General features: G+C 39.1%; 19 protein-coding genes. 17 read left to right on the top strand and 2 right to left on the bottom strand.

The window, feature by feature from the left end; genetic code table 11:
* The first annotated feature begins 70 nt into the window (after positions 1–70).
* Entirely contained in the window at positions 71–955 is an 885-nt protein-coding gene (locus ABR854_RS15765; RefSeq protein WP_350266377.1) for a sugar phosphate isomerase/epimerase family protein, read from the top strand.
* 30 nt (positions 956–985) lie between these two features.
* Here ABR854_RS15765 and namA read toward each other — a convergent pair whose 3' ends face one another.
* Positions 986–2,056, bottom strand: coding sequence for an NADPH dehydrogenase NamA (gene namA / locus ABR854_RS15760; protein ID WP_350266376.1), 1,071 nt, complete (start codon positions 2,054–2,056; stop codon positions 986–988).
* Between the two features lie 237 nt (positions 2,057–2,293).
* On the opposite strand from namA, the gene ABR854_RS15755 reads away from it, so the two are divergent.
* The 4 genes from ABR854_RS15755 (at position 2,294) to ABR854_RS15740 (ending at position 7,866) form a co-directional block, all read left to right on the top strand.
* Complete coding sequence (locus tag ABR854_RS15755) at positions 2,294–3,667, top strand: 3-keto-disaccharide hydrolase (RefSeq protein ID WP_350266375.1); 1,374 nt, start codon at positions 2,294–2,296, stop codon at positions 3,665–3,667.
* Positions 3,668–3,701: 34 nt separating this feature from the next.
* Positions 3,702–5,732, top strand: a complete 2,031-nt coding sequence (locus tag ABR854_RS15750) for a glycoside hydrolase family 3 protein (protein ID WP_350266374.1) — start codon at positions 3,702–3,704, stop codon at positions 5,730–5,732.
* A 67-nt stretch (positions 5,733–5,799) separates the two neighbouring features.
* Entirely contained in the window at positions 5,800–6,456 is a 657-nt protein-coding gene (locus tag ABR854_RS15745; protein WP_350266373.1) for a Uma2 family endonuclease, read from the top strand.
* 39 nt (positions 6,457–6,495) lie between these two features.
* Positions 6,496–7,866, top strand: a complete 1,371-nt coding sequence (locus tag ABR854_RS15740; RefSeq protein ID WP_350266372.1) for a Gfo/Idh/MocA family protein — start codon at positions 6,496–6,498, stop codon at positions 7,864–7,866.
* A 46-nt stretch (positions 7,867–7,912) separates the two neighbouring features.
* On the opposite strand, the gene ABR854_RS15735 is transcribed toward ABR854_RS15740, so the two are convergent.
* Positions 7,913–9,448: a long-chain-fatty-acid--CoA ligase gene (locus ABR854_RS15735; protein ID WP_350266371.1), complete on the bottom strand. Its 1,536-nt coding sequence runs from the start codon at positions 9,446–9,448 to the stop codon at positions 7,913–7,915.
* A 271-nt stretch (positions 9,449–9,719) separates the two neighbouring features.
* Here ABR854_RS15735 and ABR854_RS15730 point away from each other — a divergent pair, with 271 nt between their 5' ends.
* From ABR854_RS15730 to ABR854_RS15675, 12 genes are all read left to right on the top strand, one after another.
* Positions 9,720–10,571, top strand: a complete 852-nt coding sequence (locus tag ABR854_RS15730) for a DUF2911 domain-containing protein (RefSeq protein WP_350266370.1) — start codon at positions 9,720–9,722, stop codon at positions 10,569–10,571.
* Between the two features lie 133 nt (positions 10,572–10,704).
* On the top strand, positions 10,705–11,784 hold the full coding sequence (gene prfA, locus ABR854_RS15725; protein ID WP_350266369.1) for a peptide chain release factor 1: 1,080 nt from the start codon (positions 10,705–10,707) through the stop codon (positions 11,782–11,784).
* Positions 11,785–11,965: 181 nt separating this feature from the next.
* Positions 11,966–12,328 (top strand): four helix bundle protein, encoded by a 363-nt coding sequence (locus ABR854_RS15720; RefSeq protein ID WP_350266368.1) that lies wholly within the window; start codon positions 11,966–11,968, stop codon positions 12,326–12,328.
* 113 nt (positions 12,329–12,441) lie between these two features.
* Positions 12,442–13,017 (top strand): non-canonical purine NTP diphosphatase, encoded by a 576-nt coding sequence (locus ABR854_RS15715; RefSeq protein WP_350266367.1) that lies wholly within the window; start codon positions 12,442–12,444, stop codon positions 13,015–13,017.
* A gap of 199 nt (positions 13,018–13,216) precedes the next feature.
* On the top strand, positions 13,217–14,062 hold the full coding sequence (locus tag ABR854_RS15710; RefSeq protein ID WP_350266366.1) for a helix-turn-helix domain-containing protein: 846 nt from the start codon (positions 13,217–13,219) through the stop codon (positions 14,060–14,062).
* Between the two features lie 101 nt (positions 14,063–14,163).
* On the top strand, positions 14,164–15,795 hold the full coding sequence (gene pruA, locus ABR854_RS15705) for an L-glutamate gamma-semialdehyde dehydrogenase (protein WP_350266365.1): 1,632 nt from the start codon (positions 14,164–14,166) through the stop codon (positions 15,793–15,795).
* Between the two features lie 107 nt (positions 15,796–15,902).
* The gene (locus ABR854_RS15700) at positions 15,903–16,595 is read left to right on the top strand and encodes a sulfite oxidase-like oxidoreductase (protein WP_350266364.1); all 693 of its coding nucleotides are present in this window, start codon (positions 15,903–15,905) and stop codon (positions 16,593–16,595) included.
* A gap of 158 nt (positions 16,596–16,753) precedes the next feature.
* A complete protein-coding gene (locus ABR854_RS15695; protein ID WP_350266363.1) occupies positions 16,754–18,088 on the top strand; it encodes a S41 family peptidase in 1,335 nt (444 codons plus the stop codon).
* Positions 18,089–18,125: 37 nt separating this feature from the next.
* Positions 18,126–19,274: a helix-turn-helix domain-containing protein gene (locus ABR854_RS15690; protein ID WP_350266362.1), complete on the top strand. Its 1,149-nt coding sequence runs from the start codon at positions 18,126–18,128 to the stop codon at positions 19,272–19,274.
* A 96-nt stretch (positions 19,275–19,370) separates the two neighbouring features.
* A complete protein-coding gene (locus ABR854_RS15685) occupies positions 19,371–20,504 on the top strand; it encodes an acyltransferase family protein (protein ID WP_350266361.1) in 1,134 nt (377 codons plus the stop codon).
* 309 nt (positions 20,505–20,813) lie between these two features.
* Positions 20,814–22,943: a peptidase domain-containing ABC transporter gene (locus ABR854_RS15680; RefSeq protein ID WP_350266360.1), complete on the top strand. Its 2,130-nt coding sequence runs from the start codon at positions 20,814–20,816 to the stop codon at positions 22,941–22,943.
* Between the two features lie 94 nt (positions 22,944–23,037).
* Positions 23,038–24,402, top strand: coding sequence for an HlyD family secretion protein (locus tag ABR854_RS15675; RefSeq protein WP_350266359.1), 1,365 nt, complete (start codon positions 23,038–23,040; stop codon positions 24,400–24,402).
* Positions 24,403–24,650: the final 248 nt, after the last annotated feature.

Raw genomic sequence — 24,650 nt, 5'->3', positions numbered from 1 at the left:
TTTTTAGTCCGCATTTTTTGTAAATTCAACCCTCTAAAAAATCATTCGCCTTTATCCATCTTTTAAAACTATGAACAGAAGAGATTTTATTACACAAGCATCTATACTTACAGCTTCTTCCTTATTTTCGTTGGAAGCCCTTGCTGCCAAAAGCAAGCATAAAATTGCGTATTCGGCCATTACTTGGAATGGAAATGATTTAGTAGCCATCGGCGATATTGCCGCTCTTGGCTTCAAAGGAATACAACTAAGAGCAAATACTTATGCTCCTTTCAAAGATAAACCTCAAGATTTGAAAGCTACCATTGCCAAAAGTGGTTTACAACTCGCCATGTTTTCGAGTGGAAATGTGAGTATTCAAGATGATATTTCTAAAGACATCGAAACGCACCTTAATCATGCAAAATTCATAAAAGCTTTGGGCGGAAAATCTTTACAGATAACCAATAATTCTCGTCCGAAAGACCGACTTCCAACTACAGAAGAATTGAAGAAATATGCCAAAAACATGAGCGAAGTTGCAAAGGTTGTAAAGGGAGAAACAGGCATTCAGCCAGCGTATCACAACCACATGCACCAACTCGGCGAAACGCCCGAAGAAGTAGATATTATCTTCAACGAGATGAATCATAAATATATCTTAGCATTGTTGGATGTGGCCCATTACACGCAAGGTGGAGGAAACGCAGCCGATGCAGTGCTGAAATACAAAGACATTTTATACGCAACGCACATCAAAGATACGAAAGTAACGGATTCAAAATCGGGCTATCAGTTTGTAGAATTGGGGCAAGGAAGAGTAGATTTCCCTGCAATTTTTGAAAATCTGGAGAAAATTAAATTCAAAGGCTGGAATATCATTGAGCTTGATTCTGTGCCAGTAAAAGGCCGCACTGCTCTCGAATGCGGCCAAACCAGCAAAAAATACTTGGAGTCTATTAAAGTAAGCTTCTAAACTTCTGTGGGGCGGACAAACAGTTCGCCCTTATTTCTTCCCTCTCAAATATTGACTCGGCAATTCAATATCAAAACCCAGTTCGTTAGCTGCACTTTGCGGGAAATATGGATTACGCAGTAATTCTCTCGCCAAAAACACTAAATCAGCTTTGCCCGAAACAATAATTTCATTGGCTTGCTCAGCCGAAGTGATTAGTCCAACTGCACCTGTTTTGATTCCAACTTTGGCTTTTATTTCTTCGGCAAAAGGTACTTGATAGTTTGGTGCAATTGGAATTTCTTTCGGAGCAACAAATCCTCCTGTCGAACAATCAATTAAATCAATTCCTTTTTCTTTTAAAATAGCCGAAAGTCGAACCGAATCTTCGATTTTCCAGCCATCGGCACGCCAATCAGTGGCCGAAATTCTGACAAAAAGTGGTGTTTCAGTGGGAACTACTTCTTTCACGGCATCAATTACCAACATCAATGCTCTCGAACGATTTTCAAAACTTCCGCCAAACTCATCGGTGCGATTGTTGGCTACTGGCGAAAGAAACTCATTCAACAAATAGCCATGTGCCGCATGAATTTCTATGACTTTAAAACCCGCTTCAATGGCTCGTTTGGCCGCCTGCTTGAAATCTTCAACAATTTCTTCAATATCAGCTTTTGTCAGTTCTTTTGAGTAAGTTTTTTGGTCGGAAAGTAAAGTAGCACTCGGTGAAACTGGTTGCCAGCCACCTTCTTCGGTCGAAATATATTTACCCCCCAACCACGGTGCAGCCGAACTGGCTTTATAGCCAGCATGAGCCAATTGTACGCCCGCAACCGAGCCTTGTTTGTGAATAAAATCTGTAATTCGGCGAATGGGTGCGATGTGTTCGTCTTTCCACAAACCCAAATCTCCTGCCGAAATTCTTCCTTTGGGCGAAACCGACATTGCTTCGGTAATTATCAAACCTGCACCTCCAACGGCTCGGCTACCTAAATGCACAAAATGCCAATCATCCACAAAACCTTCGGTAGCAGAATATTGGCACATCGGCGACATCACGATTCTATTTTTTAGGGTAATACCCTTTATGTGAAGCGGAGAAAACAAATTTATTTCTTCCATGAGTTATAGCTTAATTGAATGAAGTGAAAACGAATACATAGAAAATCGTTTTTTCGGCCGATTAGTTTCTTTGGTTGGTTTGTGGTTGAAACAAATACTTAATTCTTGCCACTAAATACTGAAATTAGGTCAATTAAATATCAAAATCTTAATATTTTTGGTTAAATAGATATTAGATTGGTATTTCTTTAATCACTAATTTTGATTCATTATTCAATCAATTTATTTACAATGAAAATGAAGAAAACACTTGTTGTTTTATTAGCTTTTGGTGCATTTTTCAATGCTTCTGCCCAAAAGGAAAAGTGGACAAACCTATTTAATGGTAAAGATTTAAAAGGCTGGACTCAACGTGGAGGCAAAGCTACATATACAGTAGAAAACGGTGAAATAGTTGGTACAACCGTAAAAGACACGCCAAACTCATTTCTCTGCACAGAAAAAGACTACGGCGATTTTATCCTCGAACTCGACCTCAAACTTGATGACGAAATGAACGGTGGCGTACAGTTCCGCAGCCTTTCAAAAGTTGACTATCAGAATGGTCGTGTACACGGTTATCAAATGGAAGTTGACCCTTCGGCACGTGCTTGGTCGGGTGCTATTTATGATGAAGGCCGCCGTGATTGGTTGTATATTCCAAATAATAATCCCGAAGGCAAAAAAGCATTCAAACCTGTTGGTCAGTGGAATAAATACCGCATTGAGGCCATCGGTACTACACTTCGTACGTTCATCAATGGCGTGCCAACTGCCCATGTAATTGATGATATGACCGCACAAGGTTTCATTGCTTTGCAAGTACACTCAATCTACGGACCAATGAAAGAGGGCATGAAAATTCGTTGGAAAAACATCAGAATTCAGACCGAAAACCTTAAACCAAGTCCGTTGGATAATTGTCCAGTTGTAAATTTACTTTTGAATAATCTTTCGGAACAAGAAAAAGCACAAGGTTTCAAAATGCTTTTCAATGGTAAAGATTTCACGGGTTGGAGAGCCGTTCACGGAACCGAAATGCCAAAACAACACTGGGCAGTAGTTGACGGAACAATCAACGTTAGTCCGTCAGATGGTTCAGAAACAGGTAATGATATTGTTACGAATGAGCAATTTGGGGCATTTGAATTAGTTTTTGAATTCAAACTTACCGAAGGTGCAAATTCTGGCGTAAAATATTTCGTAAACGAAGCTTTTGATTCTAACGGAAAATCAGGTATCGGACTTGAATTCCAAGTGCTTGATGATGAAAAACACCCAGACGCAAAAATGGGTGCAGTTGGCAATCGTACATTGGCGAGTTTATACGATTTGATTCCAAGCTATAAAATCGACAAAGATTTGAAAATGGACAGACGTTTCATCAAGAAAATTGGCGATTGGAATCAAGGCCGTGTGATTGTCTATCCAAACAATATCGTTCAGCACTGGCTTAATGGCTTCAAAGTAGTAGAATATGAGCGTAAAAGCAATGTTTTCAATGCGTTGGTGGCTCGTTCAAAATACAAAGATTACAAAGGCTTCGGAGCAGGTGATAAAGGAAATATCCTACTTCAAGACCACGGCAATAATGTTTCGTTTAGAAGTATAAAAATCCGTGAATTGAAATAATTCGTTTTTTCAACGCCATCTATTCTAACCTATCATGAAAAAAACACATTTTATTGGAGTTGCTCTGTTTTGTGCAACAGTCGGTTATGCCCAAAAGCCCGTACAGCCAGCGTTAGGGTATCGTTCGGTGAAAACACTGAAAGTAAATGGTTTAGAGTTTAAAGACCTCAATAAAAACGGTAAACTTGATAAATACGAAGATTGGCGTTTACCGCAAGAAGCACGCATCAAAGATTTAATTTCGCAGATGACGCTTGAGGAAAAAATTGGCTTTATGCTCATCAGTACCACTCGTATGGCTGGCGATAATGTTTTTCAGGCAAATGCACCAAAAACAGAGATTTCAAGCGGTTTCAACGAAGAAGATTTAGTGCAGCCAACCAATATGTTTACCCGTAAGCCATTGGCCGTGCCGATATTGTCGGCGGCGGGTACGACAAAAGCGGTTAATCAGATTCACCAAAGGCACTTTATATTAAGAGCCAACACGAGTGCCAAAATAATGGCCGAATGGTCAAATAATTTACAGGCTTTGTGCGAAAACTCACGTTTGGGTATTCCTGCCATTGTTGCTTCTAACCCACGAAACCACGTTACGACTGATGCTTCGGTGGGGCTAAGTGTTGGCACAACGGTTTTCTCAAAATGGCCTGGTGAATTAGGTTTAGCCGCCATGCGAGATTTGAAGCTGACTCGTGAATTTGCCGAAATTGCCGCCAAAGAATGGGCTTCAGTTGGACTCAGAAAAGGTTATATGTACATGGCCGATTTAGCAACTGAGCCACGTTGGCAACGTGTAGAAGGTACTTTTGGCGAAGATGCCGACCTTGCCGCCAGCATGACCAGAGAAATTGTATTGGGTTTTCAAGGTATAAAGTTGAATAAAAACTCAATCGCATTGACAACCAAGCATTTCCCAGGTGGAGGCCCGCAGGAAGGCGGACAAGATTCGCACTTCGATTGGGGAAAATATGCACATTACCCAGGCGGAATGTTTGATTATCACGTAAAGCCTTTCAAAGCGGCCATTGATGCAGGTACATCTTCTATCATGCCATATTATTCTGCTCCAAAGGATAAAAGTATGGAAGCCGTAGGTTTCTCGTATAATAAAGCAATTATTCAAGATTTATTACGTAAAAAACTCGGTTTCAAAGGTATTATTAATTCTGATACTGGCCCGATTGACATGATGCCGTGGGGAGTTGAAAATCTTACGATTACCGAACGCTACAAAAAAGCTCTCAATGCGGGCGTAGATATTTTCTCGGGCGGAGCAGACCCTGCTCTTTTGCTCGAAACGGTAAAGAAAGGAATGGTAACGGAAGAGAGAATCAATGAGTCGATTGCTAAATTATTGAAAGAAAAATTTGATTTAGGTTTATTTGAAAATCCTTACGTGGATGTAGAAAATGCAGTAAAGACTGTTGGAAATGCTGAGTTTCAGAAGAAAGCAGATTTAGCTCTCAGAAAATCAATTGTTTTACTCAGAAATGATGCCCAACTTTTACCGATTTCAAAGAAAGCCGATGGCGGCCGCACAAAAGTGTATTTTGAAACGTACAAAGAAAGCGGCGGCAGAGGACAAGCTCAAACTTCGGCAATCAATGTAAATAAGCCAACTATCCAAAACCCAAACATCGAATTTGTTTCAACCAAAGAAGAAGCTGATGTTGTGCTTTTATGGCTAATTCCGAGTGCTGGTGGTTTGTTTAGTTCGGGCGGACAACCTATCGAATTGAGTCTTTCAAAAAATAAAGTTGATGTGGCTCATGTGAATGAAATTTTGAATGCAAAACCAACCATTTTGGCTATCAACTTTACAAATCCGTGGGTAATTGACGAGATTGACAAAGGCAAAGCTAAAACCATTTTAGCAACTTTCGGAACAACTCAAGATGCTCTTTTGGATATTGTTAGTGGAGCTTTCAACCCAACAGGAAAGTTGCCTTTTACGATACCAATTTCAGAAAAAGCCGTACAAGAAAACAAATCGGATGTACCTGGTTATTTAGAACCAAACTATGCTCTATTCAAATTCGGTACTGGACTGAGTTATAAGTGATTTGGTAGAAAAAAATACATGAAAGTGAAAATTTTAGTAGATTTACATGAATTAAATACTAACATGTATGAACGCAACAACCGAAATACTTAGCTTAATCATGGATACTCCCGAAGCATTCAAAATCTTGGAAAAAGCCCAAGATATGCTTAGAAATGAGCAACAAAAGCGAGAGGAGTTTTATAATTGGGTCACAGATGACTTGAAAGCTGAGTTTATTAATGGTGAAATCATTGTGCATTCGCCCGTAAAAAGTAGCCACGCACAAGCCAGTGAAAATTTGTTTTCAATACTACGTATGTATGCTTTAAAACATAAACTTGGTAGAGTGACGCACGAAAAAGTAATGGCAAGGTTTACCAGAAATGATTATGAGCCAGATGTCATGTTTTTCAGTAAAGAAAAGGCTGACTTGATTCAACCCAACCAATCGCTTTTTCCTGTGCCAGACTTTATCGTTGAAGTTTTATCAGATAGCACTGCCGAAAGAGACCGTGGTATAAAATTTAGAGATTTTGAGGCTCATCAAGTAGCAGAATATTGGCTCGTGGATGTCGAAACAAAGGTAGTAGAACAGTACGTTATCAAGAATGGACAGTACGAACTAATCAAAAAAACCGATGAAGGCATCATTCATTGCTCGGTTCTGAAAGGTTTAGACTTTCTAGTGGAAGCAATTTTTAGTGAACAAAAACAATTTGAGTTTATACAACAAATCATTTAGTATTCAATCAGTATATAATATTCAATTCAGTATAAAACTATGACAACTCGTAGAGATTTTATTATCAAGTCGGTTATTGCAAGTGCGGGGGTAGCCGTTGGCGGCTCAGCTTTTGCAAAACCAACAGGCAGTTTTTCGGCCAAAAGTTATGGCAAAATCATCGGTGCCAATGACCGTGTTCGTGTAGGTTGTGTAGGTTTCTCTGACCGCCACCGTGCTTCACACGTTGGGCCTTTCAAAGAGCTTTCAAAAGGCATGAACTTTGAAATGGTAGCACTTTCTGACTTGTGGAATCGCCGTCGTGAAGAAGGAAAAGCTTATCTTGATAAGCAATTAGGTAGTGATGTGAAGGTTTTCCGTAACAACGAAGAGCTTTACAACTCTAAAATGGTTGACGCCGTATTTATCTCAACTGCCGATTTTCAACACGCTTTGCACACAATCGAGGCCGTAAAAGCAGGTTGCGATACTTACACAGAAAAGCCCTTGGCCGAAACAATGGAAGATAACCGTGCAGTATTGAAAGCTGTAAAAGAATCAGGTAAAATCGTGCAGATTGGTTCACAACGCCGTAGTGGAGAAAACTACTTTGCGGCAGAAGATTTCATTAAATCTGGTAAATTTGGTCCAATTGTAATGGTTGAATTGATGTGGAATGTAAACCAGCCAGGCCGTTGGAGAAGACCAGAATTGGTAAAAGACTTGAAAGAATCGGATGTTGATTGGAAACGTTATTTGATGAATCGTCCGATGGTGCCGTTCGATCCACGTAAATACTTAGAATATCGTTTATTCTGGCCTTATTCTTCGGGTATCCCTGGCCAATGGATGAGCCACCAAATTGATACGGTTCACTGGTTCTCTGGCTTACCACACCCACGTAGTGTAGTTGCCAACGGTGGAATTTATCAGTGGAAAGATGGCCGTAGTAATGCTGATACCTTAACAGTAGTATTTGATTACGGCCCATTAAACGACCCATCAACAGGTTTCCAAGTGCAATTTACTTCACGTTTCTCAAACGCTGCGGGTGATACCAAAGAATTATACTACTCAAATGGTGGTATGATTAACCTCGACACGAACGAGATTTCGGATACGGGTGGCTTACGTGAGCGTGAAGCATCAGCAATGGGCTTGAAAGCTAACTTATTGCCAAAAATCAAACTCGAAGGACAAAAAGTTGAATCAGGTGCAAACACTGGTGGCGACCCATTGACATTCAACCACATCAAAAACTGGATGGAGTGTGTACGTAGTCGTAAAACACCTCATGCTCCAATCGAAGCGGGTTATTCGCATTCAATCGCTACAATCATGTCGAATGCAGCTTACCGCACAGGCTTGAAAGTAACTTTCGATGCAAAAAATCAAGAAGTACTGGCTGGTGGAAAACCGTTTAAGTATTAAGAATAAAAAAGGAAGTCTTCGCTTTGAGCGAAGGCTTCCTTCAATTTTACTTCCTCAATTCCCTCTTCAAAATCTTCCCAGAAGCCCCCATCGGTAGGCTACTCATAAATTCTACTACACGAGGATATTTATAGGATGCAATACGTTCTTTTGTCCAAACAATTAATTCTTGTTCCGTTATTTGAGCATCGGGTTTTAGCACTACACAGGCTTTTATTTCTTCACCATATTCGTCGCTTGGTACACCAATCACGGCTACCATCGAAATGGCCGAATGCTGCATCATCACTTCTTCAACTTCCCGTGGATACACATTGAAACCACCACGAATAATCATGTCTTTGGTGCGGTCAACGATAAAGTAATAACCGTCATCGTCTCTGATGGCAATATCGCCCGAGTGTAACCAGCCATTCTTGATACTCTCAGCCGTAGCATCGGGGCGTTTGTAATACCCTTTCGTTACGTTGTGTCCACGGTAGCATAATTCCCCTTTTTCGTTTGCTCCGAGTTCGTTGCCGTTTTCATCTTTTATACAAACTTCAACGCCCCAAACTGGCGTTCCGACCGAACCTGGCTTACGTACACGGTCTGGGTGATTAAATGTAACCACTGGCGAACCTTCCGACATTCCGTAGCCTTCCAAAATCGCTACATTATATTTTGCTTCAAAGTCTTTTAGCACCTGCACAGGTAAAGCCGCTCCACCCGATAAGCAAACTCGCAGCGAACTTGAATCAAATTTATTAGCTTCTGGATAACTCAAAAGTCCCCAATACATCGTTGGCACGCCAGCAAAATGCGTAATTTTTTCGCTCTGAATCAACGAAAGCACCATTTCGGCATCGAATCTCGGTACAAGCACGGCCGTTGAGCCTCGATAAATACTGGCAATCATGCACACAACTTGCCCAAAAATGTGGAAAAGTGGTAAAACCAGCATTGTTTTATCAGTATAGTTCAAATCCTGCAAATCTTTGCTCAGATTAGCATTTAAGAAAATATTTGAGTGCGTAAGTTCAGCCCCTTTTGGTCGGCCAGTCGTACCAGAAGTATAAATAATTACGGCAGTATCATCGGGAGAAGTAAAATAGCTTTGAAAAACAGGCGATTTTCCTGCCATCAACATTCCCATTGTCTTTGTTCCTTCAATCGGCGAAGCATCAGTAAATGTGGGCGTAATCATGAAAAAATGCTCACACGAATCGGTCATTTCAAAGCCAGCGTGTCCTTCTTGACCCATTGGCATTTCGGGTGTACCAACAAAACAAAAATAGGCTTTCGCATCCGAATCTTGCAAATGATAAGCTATTTCATGGCGTTTCAATAAAACACTCAATGGCACAACCGATGCTCCTGTTTTCAGAATCCCGAAATAAATCATCGGAAAGTAGGGCAAATTCGGGCAAGTCAAGGCCACTTTATCGCCATAACCAATGCCGAGTAAAGTTAAACCATTGGCAATCTGATTAGCAGCGGCATCGAGCTGAGCAAAAGTAATTCGTTTATCGGCAAATATTAAAGCCTCTTTACTGGAGGAGTTACGAGCGTGATGTTCTAAGATAGTTGATAAGTTAAACATGGTTTCTAACAGGTTATTTGGTCTTTGCAAGATAGAGTTATTATAGTACTTTGAAAAGAAAAAATTGTTTTATTTGACGTTAAATTTTAACAAAAAACAAGAATTTGTCTATCAGAACATCATTTTCATAGTGTCGGGTTTGCAAACCCGACACTATGAAAATTTTAGAAATAGAGCATTTAATAAGCCTAAATCGCAAAAAATCTCTCAAAACGCACAAACAACAAAAGATATAGCGTAACTTTGCACCAAATTACTAACCCTCAAAGAAATGAACCGTTTTTTTAAAAATTTGCTGTTTATAATTTTAGCATCATCAACAAGTTTTGCTCAGATAAACACGCCAGCGGCGAGTCCATCAACGACTCTTTCGCAAACGCTTGGCTTAACAAAAATTACGATTGATTATAGCCGACCATCGGTAAAAGGTCGTAAAATATTTGGTGATTTAGTACCTTACGGAAAAGTATGGCGTACGGGAGCAAACAAAATTACGTCTATCAAATTCGATGATGAGGTATATGTGCATGGAGCAGTGATGAAAGCAGGAAGCTACGGACTTTATACAATTCCAGGCAAAAACGAATGGACGATTATCTTCAACCGTGATGATAAACAATGGGGAGCTTATGGCTACGACATCAATAAAGATGTAATTCGCTTTAATGTTCAACCCATTCAGCCACAAGAATTTACAGAGAAAATGACGATTGATTTTGTGGAATTTACACCAACCAGTACTGAGCTTTCAATTAAATGGGAAAGCACTGAAGTACGATTCAAAATCGAACAAAGAGGTGTTGATGAAAAAATAATGGCCGAAATTGCCGAAAAAACCGCAAAGCCCGATGCTACAACTGACACCTATTTCTCGGCGGCTGACTTTTATTACCAAAAAGGTGTAAAACTCGACCAAGCCTTAACGTGGGCCAACAAAGTTGTTGAGAAGGAAAAAGAATATTGGACATACCAACTCGTGGCACGTATTGCCGCAAAACAAAATAACTGTGCAGTAGCCATTCCAAATGCCGAAAAATCAATGGAATTGGCTAAAAAAGCAGGTGATGATGCTTACATTAAGTTAAACCAAGCAGTTTTGAGTCAATGTAAAAAAGGATATTAGAGAAATTATCTAAACGTGGCACATCTTGTTATGAACGATAATGAGATGTGCCACGTTTTTATTTAGTAATACAAGTTTCAAACTTGTACAAAAAACACCAGTTTCAAATAACAAGTAACAAATAACTACTCATATGTTAGAGCAATTAGAAGCTATAAAAGAACGCTACGAAGAAGTTTCGCAGCAGATGACGATGCCCGAAATCGTGTCTGATATGACGAAGTTTACTCGTTTGAGTAAAGAATACAAAGATCTGGAGAAAATCGTCAACCAACTAAAAGTTTATAAAAATGTACTTTCAAATATTGAAGGTGCAAAAGATATTATTGCCAATGAAAAAGACGAAGATATGCGTGATTTGGCAAAAGAAGAATTAGACGCACTCATTCCGCAAAGAGACGAGTTGGAGGGGATTTTGAAGGAAATGCTCATTCCGAAAGACCCGAACGATAGTAAAAATGTAATCCTCGAAATTAGAGCAGGAACAGGTGGCGACGAAGCCTCAATTTTTGCAGGCGATTTATTCAGAATGTATCAACGTTTCATCGAAAAACAAGGTTGGAGAATGACGCTCCTCGACCACAACGAAGGAACTGCGGGCGGTTATAAAGAAATTGTGGTACAAGTTGAAGGCGATGATGTTTACGGAAAACTCAAGTATGAGTCGGGTGTGCATCGTGTGCAGCGTGTGCCTGCTACCGAATCTCAAGGGCGTGTACATACATCAGCTGCTACTGTCGCAGCTTTGCCAGAAGCCGATGAAGTTGACTTAACAATCAATATGAACGATGTAAGGATTGATACTTTCTGTTCGTCGGGTGCCGGTGGACAGTCAGTAAACACCACTTATTCGGCAGTTCGTATGGTGCATATTCCTACGGGCGTAACGGTTTCTTGCCAAGATGAGCGTTCGCAAATTAAAAACCGTGAAAAAGCACTTTCGGTTTTGCGTTCAAGACTTTACGAAATGGAAATGGCCAAACACAACGAAGCGATTTCGGCCGAACGTAAAGGTTTAGTAGGAAATGGCGACCGTTCGGACAAAATCAGAACATACAATTACGCCCAAAGCCGTGTAACCGACCACCGTATCGGCTACACAGTCTATAATCTACCAACCGTAATGGAAGGCGAAATCGGTGGATTTATTGAGCAATTACGCATTGCAGATAATGCGGAGAAGATGAAGGAAGGTGCGATGGCTGTGGCTTGATTTTGAGTCTTCAGTGGGCGGTTCCCAGTGGGCAGTCCTCAGTGAGCAGTTTTCAGTTCTCTGTGGATAGTCATAATTTTCTGCTTTTCGCAAACTTAAATTCGTTCATATATTCAAATTTATTAAAGTTGTCGTCGTAATGTAAGACTGCCAACTGCATACCGAAAACTATAGACTGCTAATGTCGTCTTTTAAAGATTTAATTGTTTATAAAAAGGCGTTTTCTTTGTCTATGGAAATTTTTGAAGTAAGTAAAGGATTTCCGAAGGAAGAAAAATATTCGCTCACTGACCAAGTTAGACGCTCTTCACGGTCAGTGTGTGCCAATATTGGAGAAGCTTATAGAAAAAGACGCTACCCTGCTCATTTTATTTCAAAATTGACTGATTCGGATGCAGAAAATAGCGAAACACAAGTTTGGATAGATTTTGCATTTGCGTGCGAATACATTGATAAAAATACTTCAATAGCTTTCACTCAAAAAAGCGAAGAAGTCGGACGATTAATTAACCACATGATTGCAAACCCAGAAAAATATTTATAAGTTTCGTAAACTGGCAATTGAAGATTAAAACTATTATCAAAAATTGCCCACTTCAAATTGAATATTGCAAACTGAAAACTGCCCACTGAAGACTGTAAACTGATAACTAAACAATGAAACTCTGCCTCGCCACAAATAATGCCCATAAAGTAGAAGAATTACAAGCACTTTTGGGTGCTAAATTCCAGTTACAAACCCTCAACGAAATCGGTTGTTTTGATGATATTCCCGAAACAGCCGATACTTTCGACGGTAATTCTTTACAAAAAGCAATGTACGTTTGGGAACGTTTCCAGATTGATTGCATTGCCGACGATTCGGGCTTAGAAGTTGATGCACTTAATGGTGAGCCTGGGGTTTTCTCGGCACGCTACGCAGGAGAACATGGAAATCATGCCAAAAATATTGATAAACTGCTCGAAACCATGAAAAGTGTTGAAAATCGTGCAGCACAATTCAGAAGTGTAATTACATTGCTTATTGATGGAAAACCTAACTTTTTTGAGGGTATTATTCGTGGTAAAATCACGCACGAAAGACACGGAGAAAAAGGGTTTGGCTATGACCCCATTTTCGTACCCGAAGGCTACAACCGTACTTTTGCGGAAATGACAATGGAAGAAAAAAATCCAATCAGCCACCGAGGATTAGCAGTAACAAAAATGATAGATTTTTTAACGAAGGCATAAAAAATGAGCGATGCCAATGGCTTCGCTCAAAAAACTTTTCATAGGTAAAGTATATCTGATTGTCTCAGAAAGGTAATCAATCCTTTTTCTGACACAAAATTGGCAGGATTTCTTCGAAAAAACTACTCCATCATTATCTAATACTTGTGCTTTATTAACATTATATATACATTTGCTTGGCATATAATGATAATAAGGCATGAAAGTAGAGTACGAAAAAATATCCCCCGATACGGGTAGCTCGTTTCGTCTGATTCATTGGAAATCAGAAAATGACCGATATTTCTGGCATTATCACCCCGAATATGAGATTGTTTTTGTCAGAAAAGGCTCAGGAAAACTCCACATTGGCGAACACCTCAAAAACTATGAAGAAGGAGAATTGGTTTTCATCGGCCCTGATTTGCCTCATACAGGTTTTGGTTATGGTGTCATTGGCGAACACGAAGAAATTGTAGTGCAACTCCGCAAAGATTTTTTGGGTGAAGAGTTCATGCAAAAACCCGAACTTCAACATATCCGAGAGCTTTTCGAACGAGCAAAGCAAGGCCTTTCGTTTCAAGGAAAAGCACGAAAGATAGTTGCTACAAAACTTCAAAAAATGCTTACAATTTCTCATTTTGAAAGGCTTGTTGAACTATTAAATATTTTTCATATACTTGCCACAACCCATGAATTTTCAGTGCTAAATGCTCCAGATAAACGTTTCGATTTTAATCATAAAGACGAAGACCGTATCAATAATGTTTATAAATACGTCGAGCAACATTATCAACAAAGCATTGATATTCAAGCAGTAGCCGATTTAGCAAACTTAACTGTTCCATCTTTTTGTCGATATTTCAAAAAAATTACGCATATCACTTATACTGATTTCGTAAACGAATATCGAATCAATCAAGCCTGTCGTTTGTTATTTGAAAACAAATCCATTGCCGATATTTGTTTTGAAGTGGGTTTTAATAATATTTCACATTTCAATAAGACTTTTAAACAGTTGAAAGGCGTGAGTCCGAGGGAGTATAAAGCCAACTCTAACCAGTAGCGACTACAGCCCTAAAGAATAACAAAAAGTAAAGAATCAAATTTCTATTAAAATCTTTTCAGTAATTTTGCCCTCGAAAATCAACAAAAACTTCATCAACAATGAACAACGCCTTTTTTAAAGTTCCATCGCCTATCAATGAGCCTGTTTTAAATTATGCAGCAGGTTCTACTGAGAAAATCGCTCTTAAAAAAGCAATTGCCGAAGCTCGCTCAAAAGTCATCGAAGTTCCGATGTACATTGGCTCTGAACTTATACATACCGATAATAAAATCAAGCTTTCGCCTCCGCACGACCACCAACACATCTTGGGTTATGCCAGCGAAGGCGACGCCTCGCACGTTCACAAAGCCATTGATGCTGCTTTGGCTGCTCGTGAAAATTGGGCAAATCTATCGTGGGAACACCGTGCAAGTATTTTCTTGAAAGCTGCCGACCTTTTGGCTGGTCCGTATCGTGCAAAAATCAATGCTGCCACGATGCTCGGACAGTCGAAAAACGCTTACCAAGCTGAAATCGACTCCGCTTGTGAGTTTATCGACTTTTTGCGTTTCAATGCTTATTTTATGCAGCAAATTTACGCTGGTCAGCCAGAATCGGTGCGTGGTTTGTGGAATCGTGTAGAATACCGCCCGCTCGAAGGGTTCGTTTTTGCTCTTACACCTTTCAATTTTACGGCCATTGCAGGCAATCTTCCTGCGTGCGTAGCCATGATGGGTAATGTAACTGTTTGGAAACCAGCTTATCCGCAAATATATTCGGCCAATGTAATCATGGAAGTTTTGCGTGAAGCAGGCTTACCTGACGGCGTTATCAACCTAATTTATGTTGATGGCCCAGTAGCTGGCGATATTATTTTCAAACACCCAGATTTTGCAGGAATCCACTTTACGGGCAGTACGAAAGTTTTCCAAACCATTTGGCAAACAATTGGTGAAAATATCTCGAAATTTAAGACTTATCCACGTATTGTGGGCGAAACTGGTGGAAAAGACTTCGTTGTGGCTCACGAGTCGGCTGATGTGAAGGCTTTAACAACTGGCTTGGTTCGTGGAGCGTTTGAGTATCAAGGACAAAAATGTTCGGCGGCTTCTCGTGCTTATATTCCATCTACACTTTGGCCAGCCGTAAAAGAGCAACTTATTGCTGATTTGAAAGAAATCAAAATCGGTGGTACAGAAGATTTCTCAAATTTTGTGAATGCCGTTATTGACGAACGTGCTTTCGATAAAATTGCTGGCTACATTGATAATGCTAAGAAAAGTGATAAAATCACGGTAATTGCAGGCGGAAACTACGATAAATCGAAAGGTTATTTTATTGAACCAACGGTTTTATTAACTTCTGACCCAAATTACACAACGATGTGCGAAGAAATCTTTGGGCCTGTACTAACAATCTATGTTTACGAGCCACAGGACTTCGAGAAAACCCTCGAATTGGTTGATGCCACTTCGCCTTACGCTCTCACAGGTGCGATTTTCTCGCAAGATAGATATGCCATTGATTTGGCCATGAAAAAATTGGTTAACTCAGCAGGTAATTTTTATATCAATGATAAACCAACGGGAGCAGTTGTTGGTCAGCAGCCATTTGGTGGTGCAAGAGCTTCTGGAACAAACGATAAAGCTGGTTCGATTTTGAATCTTTATCGTTGGGTGCAGCCACGTACCATTAAAGAAACGTTCGTTTCGCCAACTGATTATAAATATCCGTTTTTGGGGGAAGAGTAAAATTTAGACAAAAGATTTGAGACAAGAGACATGAGAACAAAACGAAAATAAAATCGTTAAACAATATATCTTTTGTCTCTTGTCTTATATCTCATTTCTATACAATTATGGAAGAACAAACCAAACTCGACCGAATCATTGAGGCTCGTATGAAGCTCAAGGCTCGGTTTGAAGATAAAATGAAAACAACCCCATCAATGGCTGATGATAAGCCGATGGGAAAAGGAGCAACCAACCGACACGGAATGCCACAATTACCTGTTGGACAAACACTTACAGTAAAATGGCCTGTGCTTGACTTGGGTTATCACCCCGATATTACGCCCGACCGCTGGCGATTGACAATCAACGGAGAAGTTGAAAATCCAGTGGTTTTAACTTGGGAGGATTTCATGGCATTGCCACAAGTGGAAGACACCAGCGATTTTCATTGCGTAACTACGTGGTCGAAGATGGACATGGTTTGGAAAGGCGTTCGGTTGATTGATTTGGCGGCACTTGTTCAGCCAAAAGAAACCGCAACGCACATCATGTGCTACGGCTACGATACTTACACAACCAATGTTTCGCTCGAAGAAGCATTAAAACCCGATGTTTTGATTGCCCACACGGTCTATAACGAACCTTTAGCAAAAGAACACGGCGGCCCTGCTCGCATGATTACGCCCCAACTTTACGCATGGAAAGGTTCGAAATGGATAAAAAGAATTGAATTTTTGCCGAAAAACAAATTAGGTTTTTGGGAAGAACGTGGTTACTCAAACACGGCTTATCCTTGGAGAAATGATAGATATAGTTGAGAATGGTGCTTTTTTCACCACTAAGGGGCTAAGAAACACTAAGTTTCACGAGGAAAAACCTTAGTATTTCTTAGTCCCTTAGTGGTAAACCAAAAATCTCTACAAATAATTTTCGATATTTCATCGTTAGAAAAGAAATCTATTCGTAAATATTTCAAATGCCCAAAACTCTTATCGCTTTTTTATTTTTACTTATCAGCATCAAGAGTTTTGGGCAAACCTTCTCCCCTATCGAATTACGAGCCGATTTGGCTTTTTTGAAAGAACGTATCGAAGAAATTCACCCAAATCCTTATAAATTTATTGAGCAAAATCGTTTTCAACAGATTTATGACTCATTATACAAAGTTGAGCGGCCGCTCGCTGTAAAACAAACTTTTGCTCATTTGCTCAATCTGACTCGTGCCATTCGGTGCGGACATACTTCGATTTTGGTTGACGAACGCCTCATTAAACCCAATAACATAAACCCTCAATTTTTGCCAATGGATGTGGCGATTTTTGGCGATAAAGTTTATGTTTCGAGAAATTTATCTGAGAATAATCTACTGGTAAAAGGCACGGAAATTACGGCAATCGAAGATATTCCGATGCCAAAACTGCTTAAAAACCTTTCAAAATATACTTTCCAAAACGGTGATGGACAAAACACTGATGTAGAAACTTATTATCTTCAACGCAATTTCAGACGATTGCTCTATCTTTTTTTTGATGAACAAGATGAGTTGCACCTTAGAGTAAAAATCAATAAAGAAGAAAAGAGTCTGAGTGTAAAAACTCAACCATTGGCGTATTTACGAGAAATGGAAGCCGAGCGAAATCCTATCCGAAATACTGATTTCTATAAAAATATTTATCTGAGCGAAAACAACGCCAAAACATCCGTTCTACGAATCAGAAGTTTTGATGGAAATGAGTTTGAAAATGGCAATTTTCACAACGAAATTCAGAATATTTTCAAGAAAATCACCGAAAAACAATCAAAAAACTTAATAATTGATGTCCGAAACAACGCTGGCGGTGGGCTTGATTATGCCGATGAAATACTGAAATATTTACTCGCAAAACCTTTCACAAAATACCAAATCAGTAGTAGCCCGAACATCAAAGACAAGAAAAAAGCCCTTTCGGTCAATCGGTTTTATGAACCCATCAATGATTTTCAGTTCAGAGGAAATGTCTTTGTTTTGGTCAACGAAGGCACTTTTTCTACGGCAGTTTATTTAGCTGCTCACCTCCAAAACCAAGAAAATGTAAAGCTCATAGGCACAACTTGCGGTGGGGCGGCTGATGGTTCTTCGGCAGGGAAGTTTACTTCGTTTACACTACCAAACACAAAATTTACGGTAAGTTTACCGCTCCTCAAAATTAATTACAACGCCACCAATGAGCTTTATTTAAAACCAAAACATGAAGTTCGACAAAATTATGCTGATTTTTTGGCAGGAGAAGACACCGCCTTCGACTTTGCGAAGAGCTTGATAGGAAAGTGAAAAATATATCATAAATTTGGGCAAACGAATTTCAATAATGCCCCAGACGCTTCCGATAAAGATTGATATTTACGCACTTTTTATATTCCTCGGTGTTGTTCAGGCCATATTTCTGGCTTCTTTCTTCGTTTTCAACAAACAAGGAAATCTTTTAGCTAATCGTTATTTGGGAGCATTATTAGTTGCTTTTGCGGCCGCTCTTACCGAGATTTTACTGTGCTACACCAATTATATGTTTTGGGTTATTTGGCTCATTGATTTTGCCGAACCTACCAATTTTTTGTTTGCTCCGCTCATTTATTTATATCACCGAAGTTTCCTGCAAAAACCTTTCAAAAAATCAGATTTACTGCATTTTTTGCCTTTTGTTTTCTATGCAATCTACAAAACCATCACCTTTTATGTGGCAAGTTTGCCAGCCAAATACAATGCTTACATTGGTTCTTATCATCGAGCAGAGTTGGAGTGGTTGCCCGAAAAGGGATATTTGCCCAGCAGTGCTTATCTCCTCAGCAATTATGTCAATGAATTGATGTTAGTGCAAATGTGCATTTATGTAGTTTTAGGTTTTTGGATGTTGAGAAAAGAAGCTGATAATGAACAACTTAGTTTTTGGTCGAATAAAAACTCGGATTTGGCGTGGTGCAGAAAAGGAACGATTTATTCGGTTGTAGCAATCGTTGTTTTTGTGACTTCTAAACTCCTTTTTGAAAATGACTTAGGCGACCATTTTATAGCAGCTTATATCACACTCATTATTTATGGTATTAGCTTTATTCTAATCAATAAGTCAACGTTTTTTAATCAAAAACCAATCAAGAAATACGAAAAATCGTCGTTGACTGATGAAATTCAAGAAAATACGCTCGAAAAACTACAAACTTTAATGAAAATCGAAAAGCCTTTTTTGAGTTCAAGTTTTTCGTTGCCTTTGCTTGCTCAAAAATTGGCAGTTTCGCAGCATCATCTTTCACAAATCCTAAATGAATCGCTTGGGCAATCGTTTTTTGAGTTTTCGGCTCAATACCGCATCGAAGAAGCCAAAGTTTTACTCAAAAATTCGGCAAATGCACATCTAAAAATTGAAGAAATTGCCGAAATGGTGGGTTATAATTCAAAATCAGCCTTTAATACTGCTTTCAAGAAAATCACAGGAATGACTCCCTCTGAATATAAAGCGAGCTAAATCAGCGTTCGAGTTTATCAGAACGAACATCTTATTGATAAGAAAATACTTACAAACGCATCATTTGAACAGACATTTGTCGAAAAAAACATAATTATGAAAAATCGACAAAATTACATTGACTGGATTCGAGTGATTGCCTTCGGAATTTTAATTTTTTATCACAGCGGAATGTTTTTCGTGAGTTGGGAATGGCACGTAAAAAACAACGTCATAGCCAACGGCTTCAAGATTTGGATGGAAATTGTTAATCCGTGGCGACTTTCGCTCCTATTTTTCATTTCGGGCGTAGGCGTAAGTTTTGCCATGAAATCTCGTACAGGTTTACAGTTTATAAGTGAACGCACCAAAAGATTATTACTACCGTTGGCTTTCGGGATGTTCGTCATCGTTCCGCCACAAATCTATTTTGAACGTCTCCAAACGCACGTTTTTACGGGTTCTTATGCCGAATTTTATCCAAGTGTTTTTGAGTTTGTGGCCTATCCCGAAGGTAGTTTCAGTTGGCATCATCTTTGGTTTGTGGCTTATTTGTGGGTATTTTCTATTTTATCAACCCCTCTTTTTGTTTGGATTCGCAAGCAAAATATTCAACTCTTAAACCCCGAAAACACAGCTTTTATAAAACTACTTTTGCTCATTATTCCGCTGGCACTTACGTATATTTTTCTTCACCAATACTGGCCAACTACGCACAATCTGACGGCCGATTGGTATAATTTCTCAATTTCTCTATTTTTCTTTATTTACGGCTATATCGTTAGTAATCAAATCTTTACGTGGGATATTATTGAACAAAAACGTAAGTTATTTTTATTCATAGCACTTTTTATTATTACCCTTAGTAAAACCTACGATGCTATTTTTGGAGCAGTTCCCGAAGATGGTATTGGAATTTTAGTTCTGAATGGAATCTTAAAAATGACCCACATTTGGTTCATGATTTTAGGAATTTGCGGCTTTGCGAAACATTATCTTAATTACCGAAATCGCTTCGTCGAGTACGCTAATCAAGCCGTTTACCCGTTCTATATTTTGCACCAAACCATCACGGTTATGATTGGGTTTTATATTGCCGAATTAGACATTAATGTAATCTCAAAATTCTTTATTTTAGTTATTGGCACTTTCGGAGCAGCTTTTCTGATTTATCATTTTCTGATTCGACCGTTTTCTCTGATGCGAGTGCTATTTGGCCTCAAAGGTAAAGCTATCGCCAAAAACGAATAAAACATTAATCAATTTTCGGCTGTTTCATGGTCGATTTGAACGAAATAGCGAATGAGTATTTTTACTTATTTAATATTTCCAATAAATAGCGAAAATCCTTTTCTAATGACATTCTAATTTGGATTAAAACGACAAAACTTCAAATTTTGCAGTGAAAAAATGCTCAAAATAGTGTTTTTAGTCGCCAAAGTGTTGATTTTAAGTATTTTGTAATTGTGAAGATTTGAACAATAAGGTCTATACGTTTGTTTAAATCAAAGACGGCAAAAATATTTTTTGTTAACTCTAAATTCAGAAAATCGTAGCCTTATGAATGAAACAGTATTGAGAAAAGTCTTAGAAAATTTAGCCTTATATTTTGAGTTTAGTAACTTCGCTGGCTTGGGTGGAATTCCATTTAATTCGACCGAAGAATTTATCAGCGAACTTCGCAACAGTATTGAAAAAAAAGGTATTTTACTCATTGAAAACTCGGTTGCGGTTGAGCAAATTAAAGAGTTTGAGAAAAAAACAACCACGCCATTCCTACTTTTTGATGGAAGCGGAAATGGCTACTTTTTTGTTCCAAGTAGAAAAAACAAAGACAGAAAAGTCTTTAAGATTGAAGGTGATAGCTTATCACCTATTGATAATATTTGTGAAAAGCTGGATATTTCTTCCGAGAAAGTCCAGCTTTTTACATTCTTTCCAGTAGAGTCAATCTCCAACGAGGCGAATCAAGAAGTTGTTAAACTATCGCCCTTCAAGCGTTTGGTTAGTATGCTTCGCATCGAACGCCGAGATATTTACTCCATCTACGTCTATGCGATTCTGATTGGTACAATTAGTTTGGCTTTGCCACTGGGCATTCAGGCCATTATTGGTTTTGTACAAGGAGGTGTTTATTTCAGCTCTATTTATATCCTGATTGGTTTGGTTATTTTAGCTTTGATTCTTTCGGGGGTCATGCAAGTCATGCAGCTCACTATCGTTGAGTATTTGCAAGAGCGGCTTTTTATCAAATCGGCTTTTGAATACACCTATCGCATTACGCACATCAAGACCGAAGCACTCCGAAATTTTTATCCGCCCGAATTGATGAATCGTTTTTTCGACATCATAACGGTACAAAAAACACTACCCAAAATCTTGATTGATGTAACAGCCGCTGTCATTCAAATCGTTTTTGGGCTTTTATTGCTTTCGGCATATCACCCTTTGTTTATTGGTTTTGCTCTACTCACGGTTTTAATCATTTTTGTGGTCATCCGAATCTATGGTAAAAGATTGCTCGATGCCAATATCGTAAAATCGAAGTATAAGTTCAAGATAGCTTATTGGCTACAAGACATGGCACGAATGGTGTCGGTGTTTAAGATTGCGGGGGGACAAAATTTCCCACTGCAAAAAATGGAACATTTATCGGGTAATTACTTAAAATATCGCAAAAAATACTTTAGTTACTTATTGATTCTGTTCTATAATGCCGTATTTTTCAAGGTTTTGGTGGTTGGTGGATTATTGATTCTGGGAACATATTTGGTCGTTAACCTACAAATTACTATCGGGCAATTTGTGGCTTCCGAAATCGTGGTGGTTTTGGTTGTGAGTTCGGTCGAAAAAGTGATTTTATCGTTTGATTCAATTTTCGATTTACTAACGGCTGTCGATAAACTCGGACAAATCTCTGACCTTCCGCTCGAAAACCACAAAGGCGTTTTAAGACATCTCGACAGTAGCAAACAAGGAATCGGTCTTGAATTGAAAAGCCTCAGATATAAGTTTGAAGATAATCCAGATTATGTCTTGAATAATATCAATTTGAAAGTAAATCCTTCCGAGAAAATTGCAGTTTCGGGCATGAATGGCTCAGGGAAAGAGACTTTCTTGAAAGTTTTAGCAGGAATTTTGGGGAATTATCAAGGACTCATCACTTACGATGGTATTTCGATGCGTGATATTCAACAAGAGCATTTCTTTAAATATGTAAAGAAAAACCAGACTGTTGATGCCATCTTTGATGGTACAATTCTGGAAAACATTTCGCTCAACCGAATGGAACTAACTGGACCAAAAATTCAGGAAGTACTTGATGGTCTTCAACTAACCGAAAGCATCGGTAAACTAAAAGAAGGTCTTCAGACGCAGATTCTATCGGGCGGACGACAATTTTCTGATAGTTTCAAAACCAAACTTATTTTAGCTCGTTGTTTGCTCTTGCAGCCACGTCTTTTGATACTCTCTAATTGTTTCGATTCATTCAGTCAAGCAGAATTGGAAGCCATCGTAAACTTTATTTTTTCATCTGAAAAATCAACAACGGTAATCATCGAAACTAAAAAAGAAAGTATCATGCAGCGATGCGATAAAGTTATTTTGATGGATAAAGGTCAGATTGTCCAAGAAGGAAAATACGAAGTTTTAAAAACAAATCCAGCTTTTCAAAATTATTTGTATTGATGTACTTAATAAACAATGCTAACTTATATCAGTGATAATCAAGCATTTGTTTTACAGAAAATCATTCAAAACATTTTAATTGAGCCAAAGAAATATGTTAAACTTATCAAATAATGTAGTGCCAGAGTCGGTCAAAGAGTCGAGCAATGCCTACATACAAGAATTAGTGAGTACCCCAAAAAGCACCCACGTGCTGAAACGTTGGCTTTTGGGCTTTTTCATCATTTTTATCATTGTTTTATTTCTACCGTGGCAACAAAATATCAACGGGAAAGGCACACTTACGGCCTTGAGTCCGTCGGAGCGTCCACAGAGTATTCAAAACGTGATTGCGGGAAGAATTGAAAAATGGAATGTTGCCGAAGGACAGCTCGTGAAAAAGGGCGATACGCTCGTGATTCTTTCCGAATTGAAAGATGAATATTTCGACCCTCAACTCCCACTTCGCCTCAATGAACAGCTTCAAGCAAAAAAAGAAGCCCTTGATAGCTACGAAGCAAAAGCCGATGCTTTACAGAAACAAATTGATGCTTTATCGCAAAATTGGCAATTGAGCCTTGAAAAAGCCCGCAATAAAGTAAAACAAAACCGTGCGAAAGTAAATGCCGATAGTGCCGATATTCAGGCAGAGAAACTACAAGTAAAAATTGCTCAAGACCGACTCGACCGTGGTCTGACGCAAGAAAAACAAGGAATTGTTTCGCTCAACGAAATCGAAACTCGACGTTTGAAAGTACAAGAAACGCAGAATAAACTCATTTCGGTACAAAACAAATTGGCGATTTCGAGGCAAGAACTCATCAATAGCCAAATCGAGCTTAACTCAATCAATGCCGAATATGCCGAAAAAATCGCAAAAGCACGTTCTGATAGAAGTTCAGCTTTGGCATCTATTTCGGATGGACAATCGGAGATTTCAAAAATTGTCAACAAACAAGCGAGCGTTGATATTCGCCGTAATATGTATGTTGTTAGAGCTCCGCAAGATGGTTTTGTTGTGAAAGCCTTAAAAGCAGGTATTGGCGAAACTCTCAAAGAAACTGAGTCGATTTGTACGCTTCAACCAACTAATCCAGACCTGGCGGTTGAATTATACGTCAATGCGATGGATGTTCCGTTGATTCAGCAAGGCCGCATTGCACGTTTAGAATTTGAAGGCTGGCCAGCTATTCAGTTTTCGGGTTGGCCATCGGTCTCGGTCGGTACTTTCGCAGGAAAAGTGAAGGTAATTGACATGGTTGATAGTAAAAATGGGCAATATCGCTTACTTGTAACACCTGACAACGGCAATTGGCCTAAGCAACTTAGGGTTGGTTCGGGCGTTTATGGCTGGATTATGCTCGATGATGTACCTGTTTGGTATGAAATCTGGCGTCAGTTGAATGCCTTCCCTCCGAGCCTAAAAGAAGCTCCCGAAGAAGGAGAAAAAACAGACAAGGAAACCGCTGCTAAAAAATAAAAAAAATTAACATTGTTAAAGCTCTATGCAACATACATTAAATCGTTTAGTAACAATTTCTCCTCCTTTTTCAAGGAGGAGTACCCAATAAAAATACATTTTTCTTGTATTTTTATTGGGGGAGGTGGTAAACTGATACAGAAGAGTTAAAAAAACTAATTCTACGCCAAGAAACCACCCCGTCTGACTTCGTCAGGACCCCGTGCGACGGTCGCCCCTCCTTGAAAATAAGGAGCGACCGTCGCACG

The sequence above is a fragment of the Emticicia sp. W12TSBA100-4 genome, assembly GCF_040253585.1.
GTDB lineage: Bacteria > Bacteroidota > Bacteroidia > Cytophagales > Spirosomataceae > Emticicia.
The sequence above is the reverse complement of the archived record's forward strand: the minus strand, read 5'-3'. Positions and strand labels throughout refer to the sequence as shown.

Coding starts and splice junctions, on each gene's coding strand:
- ABR854_RS15740 (WP_350266372.1), top strand. CDS start 6,496: ATGACAACTCGTAGAGATTTTATTATCAAGTCGGTTATTGCAAGTGCG.
- ABR854_RS15745 (WP_350266373.1), top strand. CDS start 5,800: ATGAACGCAACAACCGAAATACTTAGCTTAATCATGGATACTCCCGAA.
- ABR854_RS15755 (WP_350266375.1), top strand. CDS start 2,294: ATGAAGAAAACACTTGTTGTTTTATTAGCTTTTGGTGCATTTTTCAAT.
- namA (WP_350266376.1), bottom strand. CDS start 2,056: ATGGAAGAAATAAATTTGTTTTCTCCGCTTCACATAAAGGGTATTACC.
- ABR854_RS15695 (WP_350266363.1), top strand. CDS start 16,754: ATGCCCAAAACTCTTATCGCTTTTTTATTTTTACTTATCAGCATCAAG.
- ABR854_RS15735 (WP_350266371.1), bottom strand. CDS start 9,448: ATGTTTAACTTATCAACTATCTTAGAACATCACGCTCGTAACTCCTCC.
- ABR854_RS15685 (WP_350266361.1), top strand. CDS start 19,371: ATGAAAAATCGACAAAATTACATTGACTGGATTCGAGTGATTGCCTTC.
- ABR854_RS15700 (WP_350266364.1), top strand. CDS start 15,903: ATGGAAGAACAAACCAAACTCGACCGAATCATTGAGGCTCGTATGAAG.
- ABR854_RS15720 (WP_350266368.1), top strand. CDS start 11,966: ATGTCGTCTTTTAAAGATTTAATTGTTTATAAAAAGGCGTTTTCTTTG.
- pruA (WP_350266365.1), top strand. CDS start 14,164: ATGAACAACGCCTTTTTTAAAGTTCCATCGCCTATCAATGAGCCTGTT.
- ABR854_RS15715 (WP_350266367.1), top strand. CDS start 12,442: ATGAAACTCTGCCTCGCCACAAATAATGCCCATAAAGTAGAAGAATTA.
- ABR854_RS15765 (WP_350266377.1), top strand. CDS start 71: ATGAACAGAAGAGATTTTATTACACAAGCATCTATACTTACAGCTTCT.
- ABR854_RS15710 (WP_350266366.1), top strand. CDS start 13,217: ATGAAAGTAGAGTACGAAAAAATATCCCCCGATACGGGTAGCTCGTTT.
- ABR854_RS15675 (WP_350266359.1), top strand. CDS start 23,038: ATGTTAAACTTATCAAATAATGTAGTGCCAGAGTCGGTCAAAGAGTCG.
- ABR854_RS15690 (WP_350266362.1), top strand. CDS start 18,126: ATGCCCCAGACGCTTCCGATAAAGATTGATATTTACGCACTTTTTATA.
- prfA (WP_350266369.1), top strand. CDS start 10,705: ATGTTAGAGCAATTAGAAGCTATAAAAGAACGCTACGAAGAAGTTTCG.
- ABR854_RS15750 (WP_350266374.1), top strand. CDS start 3,702: ATGAAAAAAACACATTTTATTGGAGTTGCTCTGTTTTGTGCAACAGTC.
- ABR854_RS15680 (WP_350266360.1), top strand. CDS start 20,814: ATGAATGAAACAGTATTGAGAAAAGTCTTAGAAAATTTAGCCTTATAT.
- ABR854_RS15730 (WP_350266370.1), top strand. CDS start 9,720: ATGAACCGTTTTTTTAAAAATTTGCTGTTTATAATTTTAGCATCATCA.